This is a genomic window from Orrella marina, from assembly GCF_003058465.1.
GTDB lineage: Bacteria > Pseudomonadota > Gammaproteobacteria > Burkholderiales > Burkholderiaceae_B > Algicoccus > Algicoccus marinus.
Genome location: NZ_CP028901.1, coordinates 771925 through 791719, shown reverse-complemented (window position 1 = coordinate 791719; position 19795 = coordinate 771925). Strand labels below are relative to the sequence as shown.

15 protein-coding genes and 1 pseudogene are annotated in these 19795 nt (G+C 55.8%); 4 read left to right on the top strand and 12 right to left on the bottom strand.

Annotated features, from left to right (window positions below):
- The first annotated feature begins 44 nt into the window (after positions 1-44).
- A complete protein-coding gene (gene tnpA / locus DBV39_RS03475) occupies positions 45-461 on the top strand; it encodes an IS200/IS605 family transposase (RefSeq protein ID WP_108620372.1) in 417 nt (138 codons plus the stop codon).
- Positions 462-751: 290 nt separating this feature from the next.
- Here the strand turns inward: tnpA and DBV39_RS03470 are convergent.
- The 5 genes and pseudogenes from DBV39_RS03470 to aceE all read right to left on the bottom strand — a co-directional run.
- A pseudogene (locus DBV39_RS03470) lies at positions 752-1621 on the bottom strand (IS630 family transposase); the annotation flags it as partial.
- Between the two features lie 273 nt (positions 1622-1894).
- Positions 1895-2191, bottom strand: coding sequence for a hypothetical protein (locus tag DBV39_RS03465; protein ID WP_108620371.1), 297 nt, complete (start codon positions 2189-2191; stop codon positions 1895-1897).
- Between the two features lie 279 nt (positions 2192-2470).
- Positions 2471-4306, bottom strand: coding sequence for a dihydrolipoyl dehydrogenase (gene lpdA / locus DBV39_RS03460; protein WP_108620370.1), 1836 nt, complete (start codon positions 4304-4306; stop codon positions 2471-2473).
- A gap of 12 nt (positions 4307-4318) precedes the next feature.
- Positions 4319-5743 carry a dihydrolipoyllysine-residue acetyltransferase gene (locus DBV39_RS03455; protein WP_108620369.1) on the bottom strand — a complete coding sequence of 475 codons (1425 nt, stop codon included), beginning with the start codon at positions 5741-5743 and terminating at the stop codon, positions 4319-4321.
- Between the two features lie 23 nt (positions 5744-5766).
- A complete protein-coding gene (aceE, locus tag DBV39_RS03450; protein WP_108620368.1) occupies positions 5767-8475 on the bottom strand; it encodes a pyruvate dehydrogenase (acetyl-transferring), homodimeric type in 2709 nt (902 codons plus the stop codon).
- Between the two features lie 362 nt (positions 8476-8837).
- Here aceE and DBV39_RS03445 point away from each other — a divergent pair, with 362 nt between their 5' ends.
- Genes DBV39_RS03445 through folD form a run of 3 tightly spaced genes read left to right on the top strand, consistent with a single transcriptional unit; the run spans position 8838 to position 12081 of the window.
- Positions 8838-10604: a PAS domain-containing sensor histidine kinase gene (locus DBV39_RS03445; RefSeq protein WP_108620367.1), complete on the top strand. Its 1767-nt coding sequence runs from the start codon at positions 8838-8840 to the stop codon at positions 10602-10604.
- Positions 10601-11224 (top strand): response regulator transcription factor, encoded by a 624-nt coding sequence (locus DBV39_RS03440; protein ID WP_108620366.1) that lies wholly within the window; start codon positions 10601-10603, stop codon positions 11222-11224. Before DBV39_RS03445 ends, DBV39_RS03440 begins: the two co-directional genes overlap by 4 nt.
- Positions 11221-12081 carry a bifunctional methylenetetrahydrofolate dehydrogenase/methenyltetrahydrofolate cyclohydrolase FolD gene (gene folD, locus DBV39_RS03435; protein ID WP_108620365.1) on the top strand — a complete coding sequence of 287 codons (861 nt, stop codon included), beginning with the start codon at positions 11221-11223 and terminating at the stop codon, positions 12079-12081. The genes DBV39_RS03440 and folD overlap by 4 nt, the downstream gene beginning before the upstream one ends.
- A gap of 213 nt (positions 12082-12294) precedes the next feature.
- Here the strand turns inward: folD and DBV39_RS03430 are convergent, their stop codons facing one another.
- The 7 genes from DBV39_RS03430 to DBV39_RS03400 form a co-directional block, all read right to left on the bottom strand.
- A complete protein-coding gene (locus DBV39_RS03430) occupies positions 12295-14274 on the bottom strand; it encodes an AMP-binding protein (RefSeq protein ID WP_108620364.1) in 1980 nt (659 codons plus the stop codon).
- 83 nt (positions 14275-14357) lie between these two features.
- A complete protein-coding gene (locus DBV39_RS03425; protein WP_108620363.1) occupies positions 14358-15542 on the bottom strand; it encodes a CaiB/BaiF CoA transferase family protein in 1185 nt (394 codons plus the stop codon).
- Positions 15535-16452: an NAD(P)-dependent oxidoreductase gene (locus DBV39_RS03420; RefSeq protein ID WP_108620362.1), complete on the bottom strand. Its 918-nt coding sequence runs from the start codon at positions 16450-16452 to the stop codon at positions 15535-15537. The genes DBV39_RS03425 and DBV39_RS03420 overlap by 8 nt, the downstream gene beginning before the upstream one ends.
- A 96-nt stretch (positions 16453-16548) precedes the next feature.
- Positions 16549-17358: an IclR family transcriptional regulator gene (locus DBV39_RS03415; protein WP_159078772.1), complete on the bottom strand. Its 810-nt coding sequence runs from the start codon at positions 17356-17358 to the stop codon at positions 16549-16551.
- Entirely contained in the window at positions 17348-18133 is a 786-nt protein-coding gene (locus tag DBV39_RS03410) for an IclR family transcriptional regulator (RefSeq protein ID WP_159078771.1), read from the bottom strand. Before DBV39_RS03410 ends, DBV39_RS03415 begins: the two co-directional genes overlap by 11 nt.
- Positions 18134-18176: 43 nt before the next feature.
- On the bottom strand, positions 18177-18986 hold the full coding sequence (locus DBV39_RS03405) for an enoyl-CoA hydratase/isomerase family protein (RefSeq protein ID WP_108620359.1): 810 nt from the start codon (positions 18984-18986) through the stop codon (positions 18177-18179).
- 15 nt (positions 18987-19001) lie between these two features.
- The gene (locus DBV39_RS03400) at positions 19002-19784 is read right to left on the bottom strand and encodes an SDR family oxidoreductase (RefSeq protein WP_108620358.1); all 783 of its coding nucleotides are present in this window, start codon (positions 19782-19784) and stop codon (positions 19002-19004) included.
- Between the last annotated feature and the right edge of the window lie 11 nt (positions 19785-19795).

Below are 19795 nucleotides of genomic sequence, written 5' to 3'. Positions count from 1 at the left end.
ATGTATAACGTGCTTTAATCCATTAAGTTGATAATAGGTGTTCGATGCCAAAACCCGCTACCGAGTATCGCTCTGGAAGACATTGCGTCTTTCAGCTTCACGCCCATTTGATCTTCACGCCGAAGTATCGACGGCGGGTCTTCGAGGGCGTTCATATCGAGGCAATGCGGGAGATATTTACCCGCGTCTGCGACGGGTTTCATGTTGAACTTGCCGAGTTCAACGGGGAAAGTGACCATGTGCACTTGCTGGTCAACTTCCCGCCGAGCGTCGAACTCTCGAAGTTGGTCAACAGCCTCAAAGGTGTTTCCAGCCGCTTGCTCCGCAAGCAGTTCCCCGAGCTTGAGAAACGGTACTGGAAGAATGTGCTCTGGAGTCGCAGCTACTTTGCCGCGTCCTGCGGCGGCGCACCGCTGGAAATCATCCGGCAGTATGTCGAGCAACAGAAAACACCGGCATAAACCTAGGACGCCAATGGCGTCCGCGCCTTATATCCCCGCCCAATCGGGTCGCCTCCGGCTAAAGGACGCTGCGCGTCCAGGCCCGATTGGAGCGAGGGTTTACGGCGCACTTGCTAAAGAACAGAAGAGCTGACTTCAGGCGCCAGCATCCAGCCGGAGAGCGATTCGAGAAAGGGGCGTGTCAATATCTGGCACGCCCGTTTTTGCGCGACAAATTGCTGAATGGCCTGGCATGGCTAGATGGTTACCCTCTGTCATGCTATCGATCTCTAGTGCATTGATTGGTTAATTCAATTATTCAAAAACATCGCCGTTTTCGCACGATCCACGCTGGCCAGAATCGGATCATCCGATTTGGCCCAGCGAATCGGTTTGGCGCTGAGCTTGTTGTGCGTCTCAGTGAATGTCTTGATGGCGTCTCGCAGATCTTTCACGTTGGTAAAGCATCCGCGGTACAGGGCTCTGCGCTCGAGTTGACCGAACCATCGTTCAACCGCATTGAGCCAGGATGCACTGGTCGGCGTGAAGTGCAGCTTGATACGAGGGTGCTTTTCCAGCCAGGCTTTCACATCAGCGGTCTTGTGCGTTGAGCTATTGTCCAGAATCACGTGCAGGTCCAGCTCTTTCGGGGTGTTGCGCTCGATCTGCCGCATGAATTCGAGGAACTCTTGTGCGCGGTGTCGTTCGGTGACTCGACCAATGACCTTGCCAGAGGCCACGTCAAAGGCGGCATACAGACTGGCAGTGCCGTTGCGCTTGTCATCATGCGTACGACGCTCGACCTGACCAGGACGAAGAGGTAGCTGTGGCTGGGTTCTGTCCAGTGCCTGGATCTGTGTCTTCTCATCAATGGATAGCACCATCGCGTTGTCGGGTGGATTTATGTAGAGCCCGACAATGTCGACCACTTTCTCGGCAAAGTTCGGATCGTTGCTAATTTTGAAAGTCTGGGTCAGATGGGGCTTCAGGCCTGCGGCTTGCCAGACCTGACTGACTTGCCACACTATGGTGTCCGTGTATTTGGCCATCAGGCGCAGGCTCCAGTGGGTGGCCTCTTTTGGCACCTGGTGCATGGTCTTGTCCAGGATTTCTCGAACCTTCTTCTCACTGAGCTTGCGGGGCTGACCCGGGCGGGGCAGATCATTCAGTCCCTCCTGACCTTTGCGCTGGATCTGGTTGCGATAGCCGTTCTCTTTGAGCCATTGATCTCTGGCTTTCCGGTTCTCACAGCACCAGAAAGATTTACTGAGAATTGAAAAATAGATGTTACTTTTCAATCCACCACAACTCTCATGAGAGCATAAATATGTACAGGTATAAAGTCATGGAACACTGCCGTGATGGACTCAATTGGTGGGATGCACTGTCGGGCTGAAAAAACGGTTTAGATAGATCATATCTCGTAAAAATACCATTTATTCCCGATACGACTGTTAACGCTCGGAGCGGCTCTGCTTTCTGGAACGCGACGCACTTTCCTGAGCATCGCGTAACGCCTTGCGGCGCAATTGATGCGAAGAAAACCGGTTCTGTATCCAGGGAAACAACCACGCTCCGACGCCTCCCAAGACGAGCACACCCAGCGCAAGCAGGATGATGTTCACATTGCTGGTCGGATCCTGCCCGACGCCGCCTGTCGCTGCCGCATACAACAAAAACAGCAAGGCACCAATCAACGCGCCCAGAAACCGGGACGACTGGCTACGTATGCGCCTTCTAGATGAAACCATAATCTGACATCCACTCGAAACCATCTTGGGCACCAGTCAACAGCCGACCAGACTAATCAGACTGACCAAACCTGCCGAACCGATCGAACGGGCCAAGCCCTCTGATACACACACGTCACTGCAGAACGGTTTGCCCCAGAAAATCGCGTCTGACACGGCGAAACCATCAAAGTCTGTCCAACCCGGATGACTTGCCAGAAACAACTGGGGGCACCGACTGTCACCCGAGTGCCCCCTCCTGATCGCCTGCAGCTTGTCAGACAGTTTGGCCGCCTCCGATCAACGCTTGCGCGCAGGCGGAAGATCCGTGCAATGACCATCCGCAGCTTCGGCCGCCATACCGACTGACTCGCCAAGCGTGGGATGTGGATGAATCGACTTGCCGATATCCACTGAGTCAGCCCCCATCTCGATGGCCAGCACCACTTCACTGATGAGATCACCCGCCCCTGTTCCGACGATGGCGCCACCGACGATCCGGCCGGTTTGCTCGTCAAACAGCAACTTGGTGAACCCTTCGTCCCGGCCATTGGCAATCGCCCGGCCCGATGCCGCCCACGGAAACACGCCTTTGCGAATTTTGACCCCTTCGCTGCGAGCCTGCTCTTCAGTCAACCCTGCCCAGGCTACTTCCGGATCCGTGTAGGCAACGGAAGGAATCACTCTGGCATCGAAGAAGCTCTTCTGTCCGGCGGCCACTTCGGCTGCGACATGCGCTTCATGTACAGCTTTGTGAGCCAGCATAGGCTGCCCGACGATGTCACCAATCGCAAAGATGTGTGAGACATTGGTGCGCATCTGCCCATCGACAGAAATAAACCCGCGATCGGACACATCAACGCCAGCCTTGTCGGCTCCAATTGCCTTGCCATTGGGCGAGCGACCTACCGCCTGCAAGACCAGGTCATAGACCTGAGGCTTGTCCGGCGCATTGGGTCCTTCAAAGGTGACGTGAATACCATCTTTCTTCGCCTCGGCTGCAACGGTTTTGGTACCGAGCATGATGTTGTCAAACCGGTGCTCGTTTTTCTTCATCCAGACCTTGACCAGATCGCGATCAGCTCCCGGCATCAGTCCATCGAGCATCTCGACTACATCCAGTCGGGTACCGAGTGCTGAGTAGACCGTGCCCATCTCCAGTCCGATGATGCCGCCGCCGACAATCAGCATGCGCTTCGGGATGAAGGGCAGCTCAAGCGCACCGGTGGAGTCCACAACGCGTGGATCATCAGGCATAAAAGGCAATTTCACTGACTGGCTGCCTGCCGCGATGATGGCCTGGCCAAACTCGATTTTCTCCACGCCCTTGTCGGTCGTGACCTCGATCGTGTCTGGCCCGGTGAACTGGCCGACGCCCTGAATCACTTTCACTTTGCGAGCCTTGGCCATACCGGCCAGGCCGCCCGTGAGCTTGGATACGACGCCTGACTTGAACTCGCGCAGCTTGTCCAGATCAACCTTGGGTTTGCCAAACGAAATGCCGTGCGACGCGAGGCTCTGGGCCTCTTCCAGTACGGCTGCCGAGTGCAGCAGGGCCTTGGACGGGATACATCCCACGTTCAGGCAAACACCGCCCAGCGTGGCATAACGCTCGATCAGAATGACTTCGAGCCCCAGGTCCGCTGCACGAAAAGCAGCCGAATAGCCGCCCGGCCCGCCACCCAGAACCACAGTCGGTCCTTTGGGTGGTGTACCGGTGGCAGCAGACTCATCCGAAGACTGGGTTGATTCCTTTGCAGGCACTTTCTCTGGCGTTTTCTCTGACGCGCCAGCAGACGCACCTGCAGCTGACTTGTCGGCTTGCTTAGCTGGTGCCTTTGCCTCGTCGCCGGATTCTTCAGAACCCTTGGACTGCGCTTTGCTCCCTTCCCCGTTCTGGGCGGAATCAAGTTGCAGGATCGCACTGCCCTCGCCTACCTTGTCACCGAGCTTGACCAGAAGCTTTTTGACCACACCGCCTTCGGAAGCCGGTATCTCCATCGAAGCCTTGTCGGACTCAACGGTGATCAGGCTTTGCTCAGCCTCGATGGTGTCTCCGGCCTTGACCAGGATTTCGATGATCTCGACTTCCTTGAAATCCCCAATGTCCGGTACTTTGATCTCTTTCAGACTCATGGGCGGCCTCCTTTAAAGAATGATGCGCCGAAAGTCGGCAAGCAAAGCACCCAGATAGGCGTTGAACCGGGCACCGGCCGCACCATCAATTACCCGGTGATCATAAGACAGCGACAGCGGCAGGGTCAGTCTGGGCACAAACGCCTTGCCATCCCAGACGGGTTTCATGAACGATCGTGACACACCGAGAATGGCTACTTCAGGCACGTTGATGATCGGTGTGAAGTTTGTGCCACCGATGCCACCAAGCGAAGAAATGGAGAAGCACCCGCCCTGCATCTGCGCCGGCGAAAGCTTGCCATCACGGGCTTTAGCCGAAAGCTCCGTCATCTCTCGAGCCAGTTCCAGCACGCCTTTCTTGTCCGCATCCTTGATTACAGGCACGACCAGACCGTTCGGGGTGTCGGCCGCAAAGCCGATGTTGTAGTACTGCTTGAGCACCAGGTTGTCGCCATCGAGTGAGGCGTTGAACTCGGGAAACTTCTTCAGTGCAGCAACAGAAGCCTTGATCAGAAATGCGAGCATCGTTACCTTGACGCCTTCTCGCTTGTACTCCTCGTTCAAGGTCTTGCGAAGTGCCTCGAGCTCGGTGATATCGGCCTCGTCATTATTGGTGACATGAGGCACCATGACCCAGTTGCGATGCAGATTGGCGCCAGAGATCTTCTTGATTCTGGACAGTGGCTTGGCTTCGATCGGACCGAACTTGCTGAAATCCACCTCGGGCCATGGTAGCAGGGACAGACCACCGATCCCTGCTCCCGCACCTGTTCCCGCTGGTGCCGCCGCACCACCCTGCATGACGCCTTTGACGAATCCCTGCACATCTTCCTGCGTGATTCGGCCTTTTGCGCCAGTTCCCCTGACCTGACTCAGATCCACACCCAGCTCGCGTGCGAACTTACGCACCGATGGTGAGGCATGTGGCAGTGATGCCGGGGATGCCGAAGTCTCGAGCCCGACGGTCGGAGGCGGCAGAGATCCCAGTGCGGCAGTCTGGCGCACACCCACAGCAGCGCCAGGTGGGGACGGGGGTACGTCTGCCGAACTCTGCCCGGCCGACTCTTCTTTCGCATTGCCAGCAGCAGGTTTTTCCGGGGAGGCGCTTTCAACGCTGTCGGTGTTGTCAGCCTTCGGCTCATCGCCGCTGGCTTTCCCGGACTCATCACCCTTGTTTGAGGACGCCGCGGAGCTAGCCCCGGCCTCGACGTGCATGATCACAGATCCTTCCTTGACTCTGTCACCAAGCTTGATGTCAATCTTCTTGATCACACCTGATTCAGACGCGGGGATCTCCATCGATGCCTTGTCAGACTCGACGGTGATCAGGCTTTGCTCAGCCTCGATGGTGTCTCCGACCTTGACCAGGATCTCGATCACCTCCACATCTTTGAAGTCGCCAATATCTGGCACCTTGATCGCAGTTAACTCACTCATTCTCAACTCTCCTGGCTAATTTCTCAAGCGCGTGCCGGATTGGGCTTGCTGGGATTGATCTTGTACTTGGCAATCGCCTTGGCGGGCACATCGGCATCCAGTTTGCCTTCCTGGACCAGAGCGTTCAAGGTCGCCAGCACCACAAAATGTCGGTCAACCTCGAAGAACTCTCGCAGTTTGTAGCGGAAATCTGAACGTCCGAATCCGTCCGTGCCAAGCACCTTGTAGGTGCGGCCCTGCGGAATGTAGGCCCGGATCTGGTCAGCAAGAACCTTTATGTAGTCAGATGACGCCACGATCGGACCTTCGGTCTTCTCAAGCTGCTGGGTGACGTATGGTACCTTGGGCTTGTCAGCCGGGTGCAGCATATTGTGACGCTCACAATCCATACCGTCCCGACGCAGCTCCACAAAACTCGTGGCGCTCCAGACATCGGCGTGCACGTTCCAGTCTTTTTCAAGCAACTCGGCCGCGGCAATGACTTCGCGCAAAATGGTGCCAGAACCCATCAACTGTGCACGCAGTGCGTTCTTGGCGCGCGACTTGGACTGCTGTAAACGATACAGCCCCTTCAGAATGCCCTTCTCGTCACCTTTCTTGAGCCCGGGCTGAGCGTAGTTCTCGTTCATCAGGGTGATGTAATAGAACACATTCTCCTGATCCTGCACCATGCGCTTGATACCGTCTTGCAGGATAACCGCAACTTCATGCGCAAATGTCGGGTCGTAGCAAACGCAGTTGGGAATGGTGGAAGCCAGAACATGACTATGACCATCTTCGTGCTGCAAACCTTCGCCGTTGAGCGTGGTACGCCCTGCCGTTCCACCGAGCAGGAAGCCGCGGGCCTGCATGTCACCCGCCGCCCAGGCCAGATCGCCCACTCGCTGGAAACCGAACATCGAGTAGTAGATGTAGAACGGAACCATGATGCGGTTATTGGTCGAGTATGACGTTGCTGCAGCGATCCAGGAGCTGAACGCACCTGCTTCGTTAATGCCTTCCTGGAGCAGCTGACCATTTGCCGACTCCTTGTAATACATCACCTGATCCTTGTCGACCGGGGTGTACTTCTGGCCTTCTGGCGCATAGATACCAATCTGCCGGAACAGCCCTTCCATACCGAAGGTACGGGATTCGTCTGCCAGGATCGGCACCACCCTGGGGCCGATCTCCTTGTCTCGCAAAATCTGGTTCAGTGCCCGGACAAATGCCTGTGTGGTCGAGATCTCGCGACCCTCTGCGGTCGGATCGAGCACGGGACGAAACACCTCAAGTGCAGGCGGCTTGAGTTTTTCATCGGCATGGGTGCGACGCTTGGGCAGGTATCCGCCGAGCGCTTTACGCCGCTCGTGCAGATAGAGCATCTCGGGAGAATCTTCGGCCGGCTTGTAATAAGGCAGGTCTTCGAGCTGGTCATCTTGTACGGGAATGTTGAAGCGATCACGGAACTCACGAATCGAGTCGATATCGAGCTTCTTTTGCTGGTGAGCAGGATTCTTGCCCTGAACGATCGCGCCGAGCCCATAGCCCTTGATCGTTTTGGCAAGGATCACGGTTGGCTGCTCCTTGTGGTTGACCGCCGCATGAAACGCCGAATACACCTTGTGCGGATCGTGACCACCCCGGTTCAGACGCCAGATGTCTTCATCGCTCATGCGCGAAACCATTTCCAGCAACTTGGGATGTTTGCCAAAGAAGTGATCCCGCACGAACTTGCCATCGTTGGCCTTGAACGCCTGGTACTCACCATCAACGGCCTCTTCCATGACACGACGCAGGATGCCTTCCTTGTCGCTGGCAAGCAAGGGATCCCAGTAACCACCCCAGATGAGCTTGATGACGTTCCAGCCGCTGCCGCGGAAATCTCCTTCCAGTTCCTGAATGATCTTGCCGTTACCGCGAACCGGTCCGTCAAGACGCTGCAGGTTGCAGTTCACGACAAAGATGAGGTTGTCCAGCTTCTCGCGTGCCGCCAGGCTGATCGCGCCCAGTGACTCGGGTTCATCCATTTCACCATCGCCGCAAAAGACCCATACCTTGCGCTTGCTGGTATCGGCAATGCCGCGTGCATGCAGGTACTTCAGGAACCGGGCCTGATAGATTGCCATGAGCGGACCCAGGCCCATCGACACGGTTGGAAACTGCCAGAACTCCGGCATGAGCTTGGGGTGCGGATAGGACGACAGCCCTTTGCCGTCAACCTCCTGGCGGAAGTGATCGAGCTGCTCTTCGGTCAGGCGGCCTTCAAGATAGGCACGACCGTATACACCAGGAGAGGAGTGCCCCTGGAAGTAAACCAGGTCACCGCCGTGGTCCTCACTGTCTGCATGCCAGAAATGGTTCTGACCACATCCGATCATGGTTGCCAGGGACGCAAATGACGCGATGTGCCCGCCCAGATCGCCACCATCAGGTGGATTGTGCTTGTTTGCCTTGACAACCATGGCCATGGCGTTCCAGCGGATGTAGCTGCGAATACGGGCTTCGAGTTCCTGGTTAGCCGGACTCTTGGCACCCAGTCCTTCTGGAATGGTGTTCAGGTAAGCAGTATTGGGCGAGAACGGAATGTAGGCGCCCGAACGGCGTGCCAGATCGATCAACCGCTCAAGCAGATAATGTGCTCTTTCGGGTCCCTCCCGATCAAGCACCGCCGCGAGCGCGTCGAGCCATTCTTGTGTTTCAAGCTCGTCATGATCCTGGGTTGCGTCCTGATTCAATGCGGGGTTGCTCATGTCCTCTCTCCCTTTGCTTCATAATTGATCCGTTGATCCGTTTGGTCCGTTTGGTCCGGGCTCTGTGGTCTGTCGGCGGCGAGATCTGTTCTTTGTTGCCGACTGCATCCTCCCGGAAACCCTTGACTGGCCGGCCTTGATTGACTGAACGAATTCTGTGTCGATTCTATGGGCATGTATGAAAACCGGCAACCAAAATTTCATAATTTGATATTACTTTTCACAATACGAAATTTACAGATCTCAAATAACAAAATTTATCTTTGTTTTAACCGATTTATAGAGAAATAGTCTGCTGCAGCGCATCAGTTTCAGGCGTGCGTACGAGGTATCGGTACAATTCGACCTCTCAAGGAAACACAATGCGCAGACGAAACAAGACGCAGAACAGATCCGGGATTGCTACACCGTTTCAGGACCACGCACAACTCAAGCGGCGACGTCTGTACTGGATTGCACCATTTCTGGTGCTGGTGCTGTACGCCCTGGTCATGGGGGCCTTCTTCTGGCTACAGCGAATTCGCGACGACAGCGTAATGTTCGTGACCATCGATCAGGAGTTGAGGCAGCAGCGACTCATGTGGGTCGTGATCGGTCTGTCGGTTGTCATCGTGATCGCATTGCTGGCTTTGTGGCGATACACCAGACATCGAACCCAGACCGAAGCCGCACTAATGGCCGAGACCTCGTTTCGGCGCGCCATGGAGAACTCCATGTCAACCGGCATGCGGGTTCTGGACATGGAAGGTCGGATTGCCTACGTGAACCCGGCATTCTGTCGCATGATCGGCTGGAACGAAGCGGATCTGATTGGACGCATGCCTCCCTTTCCGTACTGGGTGCCTGGCCGCTACGAATCTCACCAGCAGACACTCGATAGCGTACTGTCCGGTAAAACTCCGAGCAACGGAATCGAGCTTGAAGCCCAGCGGCGCGATGGCTCGCGGTTCGTGGCGCGCATGTACGTCTCACCCCTGCTTGACCCTTCAGGCAACCAGATCGGCTGGATGACATCCATGACCGACATCACCGAGCCGCGCAGGATCCGTGAGGCGCTGACCGCAGCACACGAACGTTTCATGACCGTGCTCGAAGGTCTTGATGATGCTATTTCCGTGACGGCCGACACCTCGGACGGCATGGATCTGCTGTTTGCCAACCGGACCTATCGCAGCCTGTTTGGCGCGCAGACCCTGGGGCACTCTGAACTGCTCGCCGGTCGCCGCGGGCGCTACACGGACCAGTCGGTCGAAATCTTCTCGCCAAGCGTAAACCGCTGGTTTGAGGTTCACCACCGGATGCTGGCCTGGACGGACGGTCGCCGGGTACGGTTACAGGTCGCTCGCGACATCACCGAACGCAGAAAGCACGAAGAAGCGTCCCAGCTTCAGCAAGAAAAGATCCAGATCACCAGTCGACTAACCACGATGGGTGAAATGGCATCCTCTCTGGCACACGAACTGAATCAGCCTCTGACCGCGATTTCCAACTACAGTATGGGTGCGGTCGCAATGGTCAAGTCGGGTCGCGCCAATAATGAGCAACTGCTCGAAGCGCTGGAGAAAGCCGCTGCCCAGGCCCAGCGTGCCGGCAAGATCATCAGTCGCATTCGAGAGTTCGTCAAACGAAGCGAGCCGCGCCGCCAGAGCGTTGACCTGTATGTCATCATCGACAATGCACTTGGCCTGGCCGATATCGACGCCAGAAAACGCAACATACTGGTCGAACGCGATATTCCCGGGAACCTGCCACATGTTCTGGCTGACCCCATTCTGATCGAACAGGTCCTCCTGAACCTGGTCAAGAACGGTCTGGAAGCGATGGACGAGAAACTCGGCGGCGAACTGCATGTGAAAGTGACCCGGCAGGACGTCATGATCGAAGTGGCCGTACTCGATCAGGGACACGGCCTGGCCGAACCAGAGAGATTGTTTGAACCATTCTTCAGCACAAAGTCTGAAGGGCTCGGAATGGGGCTTAACATCTGCCGTACCATCATCGAGTCGCATCATGGCCAGTTATGGGCGGTGAACAACCCGCAAGGCGGTACTATATTTCGCTTCACCTTGCCGTGTGCTCCCGAGCCGGCCGGTGAACCATCACTATCCCCGGAGGAAACCCCAGTATGAACACGTCACAAACTGCCAGCACTGTCTACATTGTGGATGACGACGAGGCTGTGCGTGATTCGCTGCGCTGGCTGCTTGAGGCCAACTCATATCGCGTGCGTGCCTATGCCAGTGCCGAGGCCTTTCTGGCTGACTACAACGACGACCAGGTGGGAGTACTGATCGTTGACGTGCGCATGCCTGGCATGAGCGGATTGCAACTGCAGGAAGAGCTCATAGCGCGTCGCAGCCCTATGCCGGTGGTATTCATCACCGGACACGGCGACGTACCCATGGCAGTCACCACCATGAAAAAAGGTGCGGTCGACTTTCTGGAAAAACCCTTTGACGAAGCCGACCTGCGCGAGATCGTCTCACGCATGTTTGAGCTGGCCAAGGCCAATTACGAGAAGCTGCAAACGCAGCGCGAGCACGATGCCATGCTGTCTCGTCTGACGGCCCGCGAGCAACAGGTGCTTGAACGAATTGTGGCGGGACGCCTGAACAAGCAGATTGCAGACGATCTGGGTATCAGTATCAAGACCGTCGAGGCGCACCGGGCCAACATCATGGAAAAACTCCAGGTCACGACTGTCGCTGACCTGATGAAAGTTGCTCTGGCATCCGAGGTGTCGTCGTGAGTGCAAGAATTATTGATGGCGTAGCACTGGCCGCAAAAATCCGTGAAGAGGTCGCCGTTCGTGCGACTGAACTGACCGCCAAAGGAACCAAACCAGGACTGGCAGTCATTCTGGTTGGTGAAAACCCGGCATCAGCTGTCTATGTCCGCAACAAAGTTACCGCCTGCGAGAAAGCCGGTATTGCATCGGTCAAGGAAACGTATCCTGCCGACATCACAGAAGACGCACTGCTGGCACGCATCCGGGCCCTGAATGACAACCCGTCTATTCACGGGATCCTGGTGCAACTTCCCCTGCCAGCGCACATCGACGCTCACAAGGTGATCGAGACCATCGCCGCAGAAAAGGATGTTGACGGGTTTCATGTCAGCAACGCCGGACTACTGATGACGGGCAACCCTCTGTTCAGGCCTTGCACGCCATACGGCGTCATGAAGATGCTCGAATCCGAGAATGTTAACCTCTGGGGTGCAGTGGCCTGCGTGATTGGCGCAAGCAACATTGTGGGCAAGCCCATGGCCATGATGCTGCTGGCCAAAGGCGCGACTGTCACCCTGTGCAACAGCAAGACACGAGATATGGCTGCACACACCCGGATGGCTGACGTGCTCGTGGTGGCCACCGGTCGGGCCAGGATGATCACCGGCGACATGATCAAACCGGGTGCAGTCGTGATTGACGTCGGCATCAACCGCCAGGAGGACGGCAAGCTCTGCGGCGATGTCGACTTCGACTCAGCCCGTGAAGTGGCGAGCGCCATCACACCAGTCCCTGGTGGCGTAGGCCCGATGACGATTGCCATGCTGCTGGTCAACACAGTTGAAGCAGCTGAAAGAGCCAGCACCCAGCCGCAATAGACGCGCAGGAGCGGCCCACCCCGCACGGGTATTCAGCGAAAAGGAAAAAAATCCCGAAGTGACCGGGGTCAATCCGACGCCGGTCACACCAAGGCAGCAAAAAAGCCCCCCCTGGACACTTCCTGGGACTTTTTTCAGGTCTCGGCCCCTCTCCTTTGCAATAAAACTCAGCTTTCGGGTGCACGGCCGGCGCTCTTCAAATGCTTTCGGCCTTCAGTCTTGAATAACGATTTTACGGATAGTATCCAGAGACTCGGGGTTGACAAGTGATGACAGGTCACCCGGTTTGGATCCCAGATAGACTGACCGGATTAGTCGTCGCATGATCTTCATATTACGAGTTTTGGGAAGTTCGTCAACAAAGTAGATGATCTTTGGCGAGAAAGCGGACCCCAGGCCCTGCGTGACCGCTGTTGTGATTTTCCATCGAGTGGCATCATCGGGGCGTACGCCCGGCATCAGCGTGACAAAAAGACCGACAGACTCACCCTTGACGTCATCCGGTATGCCGATGGCAGCCGCTTCGCCAGCTAGTCCTGACCCAAGCACCAGCCCCTCGATTTCAGACGGTCCTGTTCGCTTGCCAGCGATCTTGAGCGTGTCATCCGAACGACCGGTAATATACCAGTAGCCATCCATATCCACCGTGGCACGGTCCCCCTGCACCCACACACCGTGTATCTGCCCCCAGTAGCTTTCTAGATAGCGCGCGTTGTCGTTCCAGAGACCGCGCGTCAGGCCGACAGAAGGTTGTCGCATCACCAACTCACCAGATCCCGGTCTGGGTATGGATGCTCCTGACTCATCTGAGATATCGGCGCCAACCCCTGGGACAGGTGCCGAAAAAGCACAGGGTTTCATGGGATGAATCACTGTTCCGGTCACGATGCCGCCCCCGATCTCGGTACCTCCGGAATAATTGATGATTGGCAATCTGGACTTACCCAGATTATGGAATGTCCACATCCAGGCATCGTAGGTCCAGGGCTCGCCACTGGAAAAAATGACTCTGAGCGAACCCACGTCATATTGGTCAAGATGACATGTGCTCGCCATCATGAAACCGCGAATGAGGCTGGGGGAGATACCGAGATAGCTGATACGTTCACGTTCGATAATGCCCCAGTAGCGATCATCTGACGGAAAATCGTGAGCGCCCTCGGCAATTACAATAGTCGCCCCTACGAAAGTGGCCGAGAACGTCAACAATGGGCCTACAAACCAGCCCAGATCACTGATCCACAGGAAGCGGTCAGACGTCTTCAGGTCTGCGAACAGGACCATATCCGAAACGACCTTGGTAACCAGTCCGACATGACTATGCACGGTTCCTTTTGGCTTACCGGTCGTACCCGAGGTGTACATGATCATCATTGGATCCTCTGCATCCATCACCTCGGTTGCCGAGGCATCCGGATGACCGTGTATGAGATCATCAATCCAGCAATCGGTCTTCGGATTCCATTGCACGTCACATTCGGAATTGCGCACAACGATGACATGACGCAACGCATCGAGCGAACCGATGGCCTCGTCCACCGTCGCTTTCAAGCCATGATGTTTGCCGCGGCGCCATGTCCCATCAGCGGTAACTATTGCACAGGCACCAGCATCCCTTAGTCGGTCCACAACAGCCTGCGCGCCGAACCCAGAGAAAAGCGGTAAAAAAATTGCGCCAATTTTGTTGACCGCCAACATAGCAGAGATTGCCTCGGGCAACATCGGCATGTAGATTCCCACGACATCGCCCCGGCCAATCCCGCGCGCTCGCATGCCTTGTGCGAACTGACTAACATGACGAGTCAAACGGCCGTAGTCCCAAGTCACGCGTTCGCCTTTCTCGCTATACCAGACAATGGCATCTTTGGCGAGCGTGGGCGAATCCTGATGCCTGTCCAACGCATTTAATACTGAATTCGTCTGGGCACCGACACACCATCTGGCCCACTCATTGCCACCTCGGGTATCGAGTACTTGGTCATAGGGTCTGAAAAATCTAATTCCTAGGTACTTGACCAAATGATCCCAGTAAAACGTCGGGTCCTCCTGCGCCAGACTCAGCAACTTCTGATAGCCTACCGGACCTACATTCGATATGCCGATGGACTTCAGAAATGCAGCTAGGTTGCTTTGCGCCAGCAGATCCGCGCCGGGTTGCCAGACGACAGGATAAATACTTGTATCAGCGGTCATTTCTTTCACCCCTTAACGCTTTGTTCAACTGCTGCGCTGTGTGCGCATTCTGATATTTTTGTAGTTCTCGCGCTGACAAATACTCAGATTATCTTGTCTTGCGAAAATGATTCAATTTCGTTGGGTAAGTATCCAAGCCCTCTCAGAATTTCTGCATTGTGCTCGCCCAATGTCGGCGCTCTGGCTCCGTCCTGAGACGTCCCTCGGGAGAAGCTCACAGGCGACTGGACTACAGGCACGGGCTTCTCTACCCCTGGGTAATCCATAGGCCAGTACACATCGCTCTGGTGCAGGCCATCGTCGCGGACTGCCTGTTCGGGAGTGTAGAGCGGCCCGGCGGGTATTTTCCTCGTCGAAAGCAACTCCAGTGCGTGCCGGGTCGTGTACTGAGAGCACCAGCCTTGCATGATCTCGCTGATCGCATCGCCGTGTCTGCCACGCTCCTCATCGTTAACAAATCTCGGGTCATCACAAAGATCGGCACGGCCGATCATCTCGGCCCATTTCCTGAAGAGAGAGCCTCCAATGACCTGTACGATGATCCAGCCGTCCTGTGTGCGAAAGATATCCGACGGTGACGCAAGCGGACTGCGGTTCCAAGTTGACTCGCGCTGAATCCCGAGCAACTGAGACTCGATCAAGAACGCGCTTGCAATGTTTAGGGCCGATTTGATGAGCGTGGCCTCCACGCGTTGTCCTTCTCCCGTATTCTTGCGATCATAAAGCGCCGCGACTGCACCAAACGCCGCAGCCATCCCGGTCATGTAATCAACGTATGGAACCATTGCCTTGCTAGGCTGGCCGGGTGGTCCGGAGAGGTGCACGGCACCACTCATAGTTTGCGCCACACCATCGAAACCAACGCGGTCTCGATAGGGCCCTTTCCAGCCGAAGGCGGACGCCGTCACAAAGATCACAGAAGGATTGATCTGCTTGATCTGGTCGTGATCCAGTCCGAGCTTAACCAGCGTTCTATGCGGCATATTGGCGATCACGATATCCGAGCGTTCGATCAGGCGTTTCAGGATTTCCCGTCCAGCCTGTTGGGTGAAATCCAGCGTCAAAGACCGCTTGTTCCTGTTCGACTGCATATAGATCGCACCCGATCCATCAGGTGCAACCGGAACCACAAACCGGTCTTCACTGCCACCGACCCGCTCGACACGAATAACGTCAGCTCCCAGATCGGCCAGCATCGCGGCGCAGAACGGACCCGCGATATATCGACCCATGTCGAGCACCTGAACGCCTTCCAGAATGTTACCCATGGCTGGAATTTCCTTCAGCTTGCTCAGCACGGGTGAAGTAGTCCGCCACCGCACGCCAGCGTTCAAGATCGGTATCCCCTGTTGCATCGACCACCCCTGAGACTGCAGCAATGACAGGCAGAGTCACCGAGACCGCGCGGGCCAGGTCCTGCGCAATATGTAGGTCCTTCTGAACGATCTTCGATGCCGAAAGAAACACTTCCTCGGTTTGCGTCCAGGCCGCGTACTGCTGTGCAGAAATCTGGGCATCTTCAGTCAGAAAATTCCTCCCGGTACTGACTTCAAGCACACGCGTGAGGTTTTCGCAACATACTCCGTAGGCCTGCGCCATCCGAAACCCTTCGGCGACCAGATAAAGATTTGAGATACCGATCATGTTGTTGATTAGCTTGACCACTGACGCCGAGCCGAGCTTCCCGCAATAAAAAAGATGCGAACCCATAGCTTTCATCACCGGGTTGACCGCAGTGATATCCTCCTCGGCTCCCCCCAGCATGAGCGTCAGACTGCCCTGCTCGGCCTTTACCATCCCTCCACTGACAGGTGCCTCGATTAAGCGAATCTCGACCTTATCCAGTTCACGTGCAACCTCCTTGACGGTTTGCGGCAGCACCGTACTCATGATGCACAGGTAATCTGCTACAAAACGCGTATCGCGCAACCCTGCCTGCACGATCTGCCGAGTCACCTGTTTGACCTGATCATCATTGGCAACCATGAGGACAATCACGTCAGACTGGATCGATTCGGCAGCCTCAGACAGTACTGAGACTCCACTCTTTACCAGACTTTCACAAGCTTGCAGATTGGCATCGTGAACACGCAAGTCGAACCCTGCCTGCTTGACGCACGCTGCCATGCGCGAGCCCATATTGCCCACGCCAATAAATGCAACCGAACCGATCTCCATGTCATTTGTCTCCTATTGGCTCTCGGGTATTTGTTTCTTGTCGTTGTTCCTGTTTTGGAGTCCTGCAATGTTTGAACCTGACGGTTATCCGCTCACTTAAAGACTACAGTCGACGTCTTGACAAACTTTCTCGAGATTCTGAGCAGCACGAGTCAGCGGTTCGCGGATCACGTCGAGCAGGTATTCACGGGTCACGGCTTCATGTACAGCTCCTGCGTTAAGCGTCATCAGAGTGCGGGCCTGACCCAGATAGACAGGTACGGCCACACCAAACGCGTCGGGCTGGTACTCGACGATCGACATGCAAATGCCATGGGTGCGCAGATCAGTAAAAGCATCCGAGATTCCTTTTAATCTCTGCTCTGCCTTGGTGCCTGATGCGACCCGGATCTGCTCGATGACCTTGTCACGCTCTGACTCATTCATGCCCCATAGATAGGCTCGGCCCACCGAGGTCACGTCCAGCGGTAACAAAGACCCCACACCTAATCTCAACGTGGAAATATTCTCGCTCTTACGGTACGCAACATAAAGCATCTGCAACCCCGCTCGAGTAGCGATTGCGCTTGACACTCCCAATTCGTCAGCCAGCGACTGCATCACCGGCGTGACCAGACGCGCCATCGGACTAGCATCCAGATAAGCCTGTCCGATCGATAGCGGCCTCGTCCCGATCTGGAACTTACGGGTTCCTGGCACCCTCACCAGCAACCCGAGCGAGATCAATGTGCTGGTGATTCTTGAGACCGACGCCTTGGGAATGTTGGTTCTCTTGACAATATCAACGTTGCCCAGTGCGACTCGTGCTGCCCGAAAGGCCCGTATGACTTCGATTCCCCGCCGAACCGTCAACATGGTGTCATCGATATCGCGCTCACCTTCTGGCTGGATCTGGCTACTCAGCAAACTGACCTCCATCTCTCGTGCTTGATTCAATTCTGGCAAGCAAGGGTCCGAGCTCACGCTCGACGCGCGAACGGGACATGTTCTTGGTCTCACCCAAACAGGCGATCACCATCGGACCGTGTTCGGGCAGCATCAGTGGAGCCGCGACAATGCTAATGTCCGGATCAATCTCGCCAAGCGACATGCAATAGCCACGCTGACGCACGACATTCTCGGCGTCGATGAGCTTGCGACGGATTCTGGGCCAGTCATGTGATTTGCGTTGCTCGATTTTCATGGAGAGGTAGTTGCGCTCTAGATCGGGTAAAGATGCAAGCAACGCCCAGCCGAGCGGCGACTCACCAATATCGAATCGCGTTCCGGCAGAAATCCTCAACCGAAAACCGGTACGACGGCTCTGCTCTGGCCTCGGATTGACGCATTCCAGCAGCACCACATCAAGCCGATCACGTGTGCCCAACACCACGTATAGACCGTGTTGCTCAGACAATGAGCGCATGGCTGGTGTCAAGGTAAACTGCGCTTCGGAATAGGCAATCGCCGCGTAGCCTAATGAGAGCACCAATGCCGTTAACCGATAGCGTCGGGTACGGCTACACTGATGGACGTACCCTAGGTTCACGAGGCTCTTCAGAATCCTGAGCACAGTGGAAACGGGCAGATCCGTTCTGGCTGCGATGTCAGCTCCGTTTAGCCAGCGCTCATGGGGGCTGAAGGCTGACAACACCGAGAAAGCCCGTCCAATCGGATTGATGAAGGTTTCTCTCATCGCCATCCCAACTCCCGTACCCATCTCCATCGCCGTCATCTTATGCCGACTAGATCGATACCTTTTGGCTAAACACGGGTTTGCGTTTTTCAAGGTGAGAGGCAAGCCCCTCTTTGACCTCGGGCCCTGACATGCCCATGAACTCCATGGCAAGCGACGCATCGAATATAGGGCCTGCCTGCCGCAACCAGTTATTCAGTGCATACTTGGTCCAGCGAATCGCTGTGGGCGCGCCTTGGGCCAAACGGGTTGCGACCTCCACCGCCTTTGTTTGCACCTGGTCATCATCGACGCAGAGAGAAACCAGGCCCATCTGCTCGGCCTGTTCGCCGTTGACAGGCTCGCACAGCATCAGGTGATACTTGGCCTTAGCCATCCCACACAATAGTGGCCATATGATGGCCGCGTGGTCGCCGGCAGCCACCCCCAGACGCGTGTGGCCATCTACGATCTTGGCAGAGCGGCCTGCAATCGAGATGTCACACAGCATCGCGGCCACCAGACCAGCGCCTACCGCTGCGCCATGAATCGCAGACACGGTCGGTTTTGAACAGTTGATGATGTTATAGACCAAATCCCGGGTTTCCTTCCAGACCCGGCACCGCCCTTCGAAACTATCTATCAGTTCCTCGACCAGCTTGAAATCCCCTCCCGCCGAAAACATCTTGCCTGCCCCGCAGAGAATCACCGCGCTCACATCTGGATCGGTGTCTATTTCCTTCCAGACATCAGCAATCTCCTGATGCCCCAGTGCATCCAGACTATTATGACGTCCTGGATTATTCAGAGTCAGCCGCAAGACACGCTCGGCTGGATAGTCAAACTCAATGTACTTGTAACCTTGATAGCGTGATCCCATTACCGTCTCCATTGTTTAGATAATTGACTTTGCGGATGAGATGCCACCATCCACAGTAAACACCACACCCGATGTGTAGCCTGAGTGCTTCGAAGCCAGAAAGACAAATAGCTCCGCGATCTCGCCGACAGTTGCCGGACGACCAAGTGGCAGGTGGCTTGATAGTTCCTGGACATGGGAATCGTCTCCAAACTGAGTCTGGGATCGCATTCTGAAAATTTTCTCAATCCGCTCGGTCGAGACCGGGCCAGGATTGACACCCGCCACCCGGATGTTGTCACGCAGGCTTCTGCCGCCGACAGATTTCGTGAAAGCGGCAAGGGCCGCATTTCCTGAGGATCCTGCCACGTAATCAAAATCAAAAGCTTCGGCGGCCATGCCGATGTTGTTCAAGATCACACCGCCGCCTCGTTCTTTCATGAGCGGATAGTATTGTCGCGTCATATCGATGTAACCAAATACCTTGAGTTCCCATCCTTCACGCCATGCTTGGGCGTCTACGTCCCATAGATTTCCTGCCGGGATCGTTCCCGCATTGTTCACGAGCACATCGACCTGCGGCTCCAGTCGCGCAATCTCATCGACCACACCTTTTTTGGTCAGGTCCCTAGCATAGACTTGAACCTGGACGGCATGCCGGGCCTTGATCTCATCTGCCAGCGCAAGCAGCTTCTGGTCTGAGCGCGCAACCAGCACGAGGTCACACCCCTCGGCAGAGAAGGCTCTGGCCAAAGCAGCGCCGATACCCTGTGATGCACCGGTAATCAAGACCCTCTTCCCTTTCAGATCCATATCCATTGTTGTCTCCA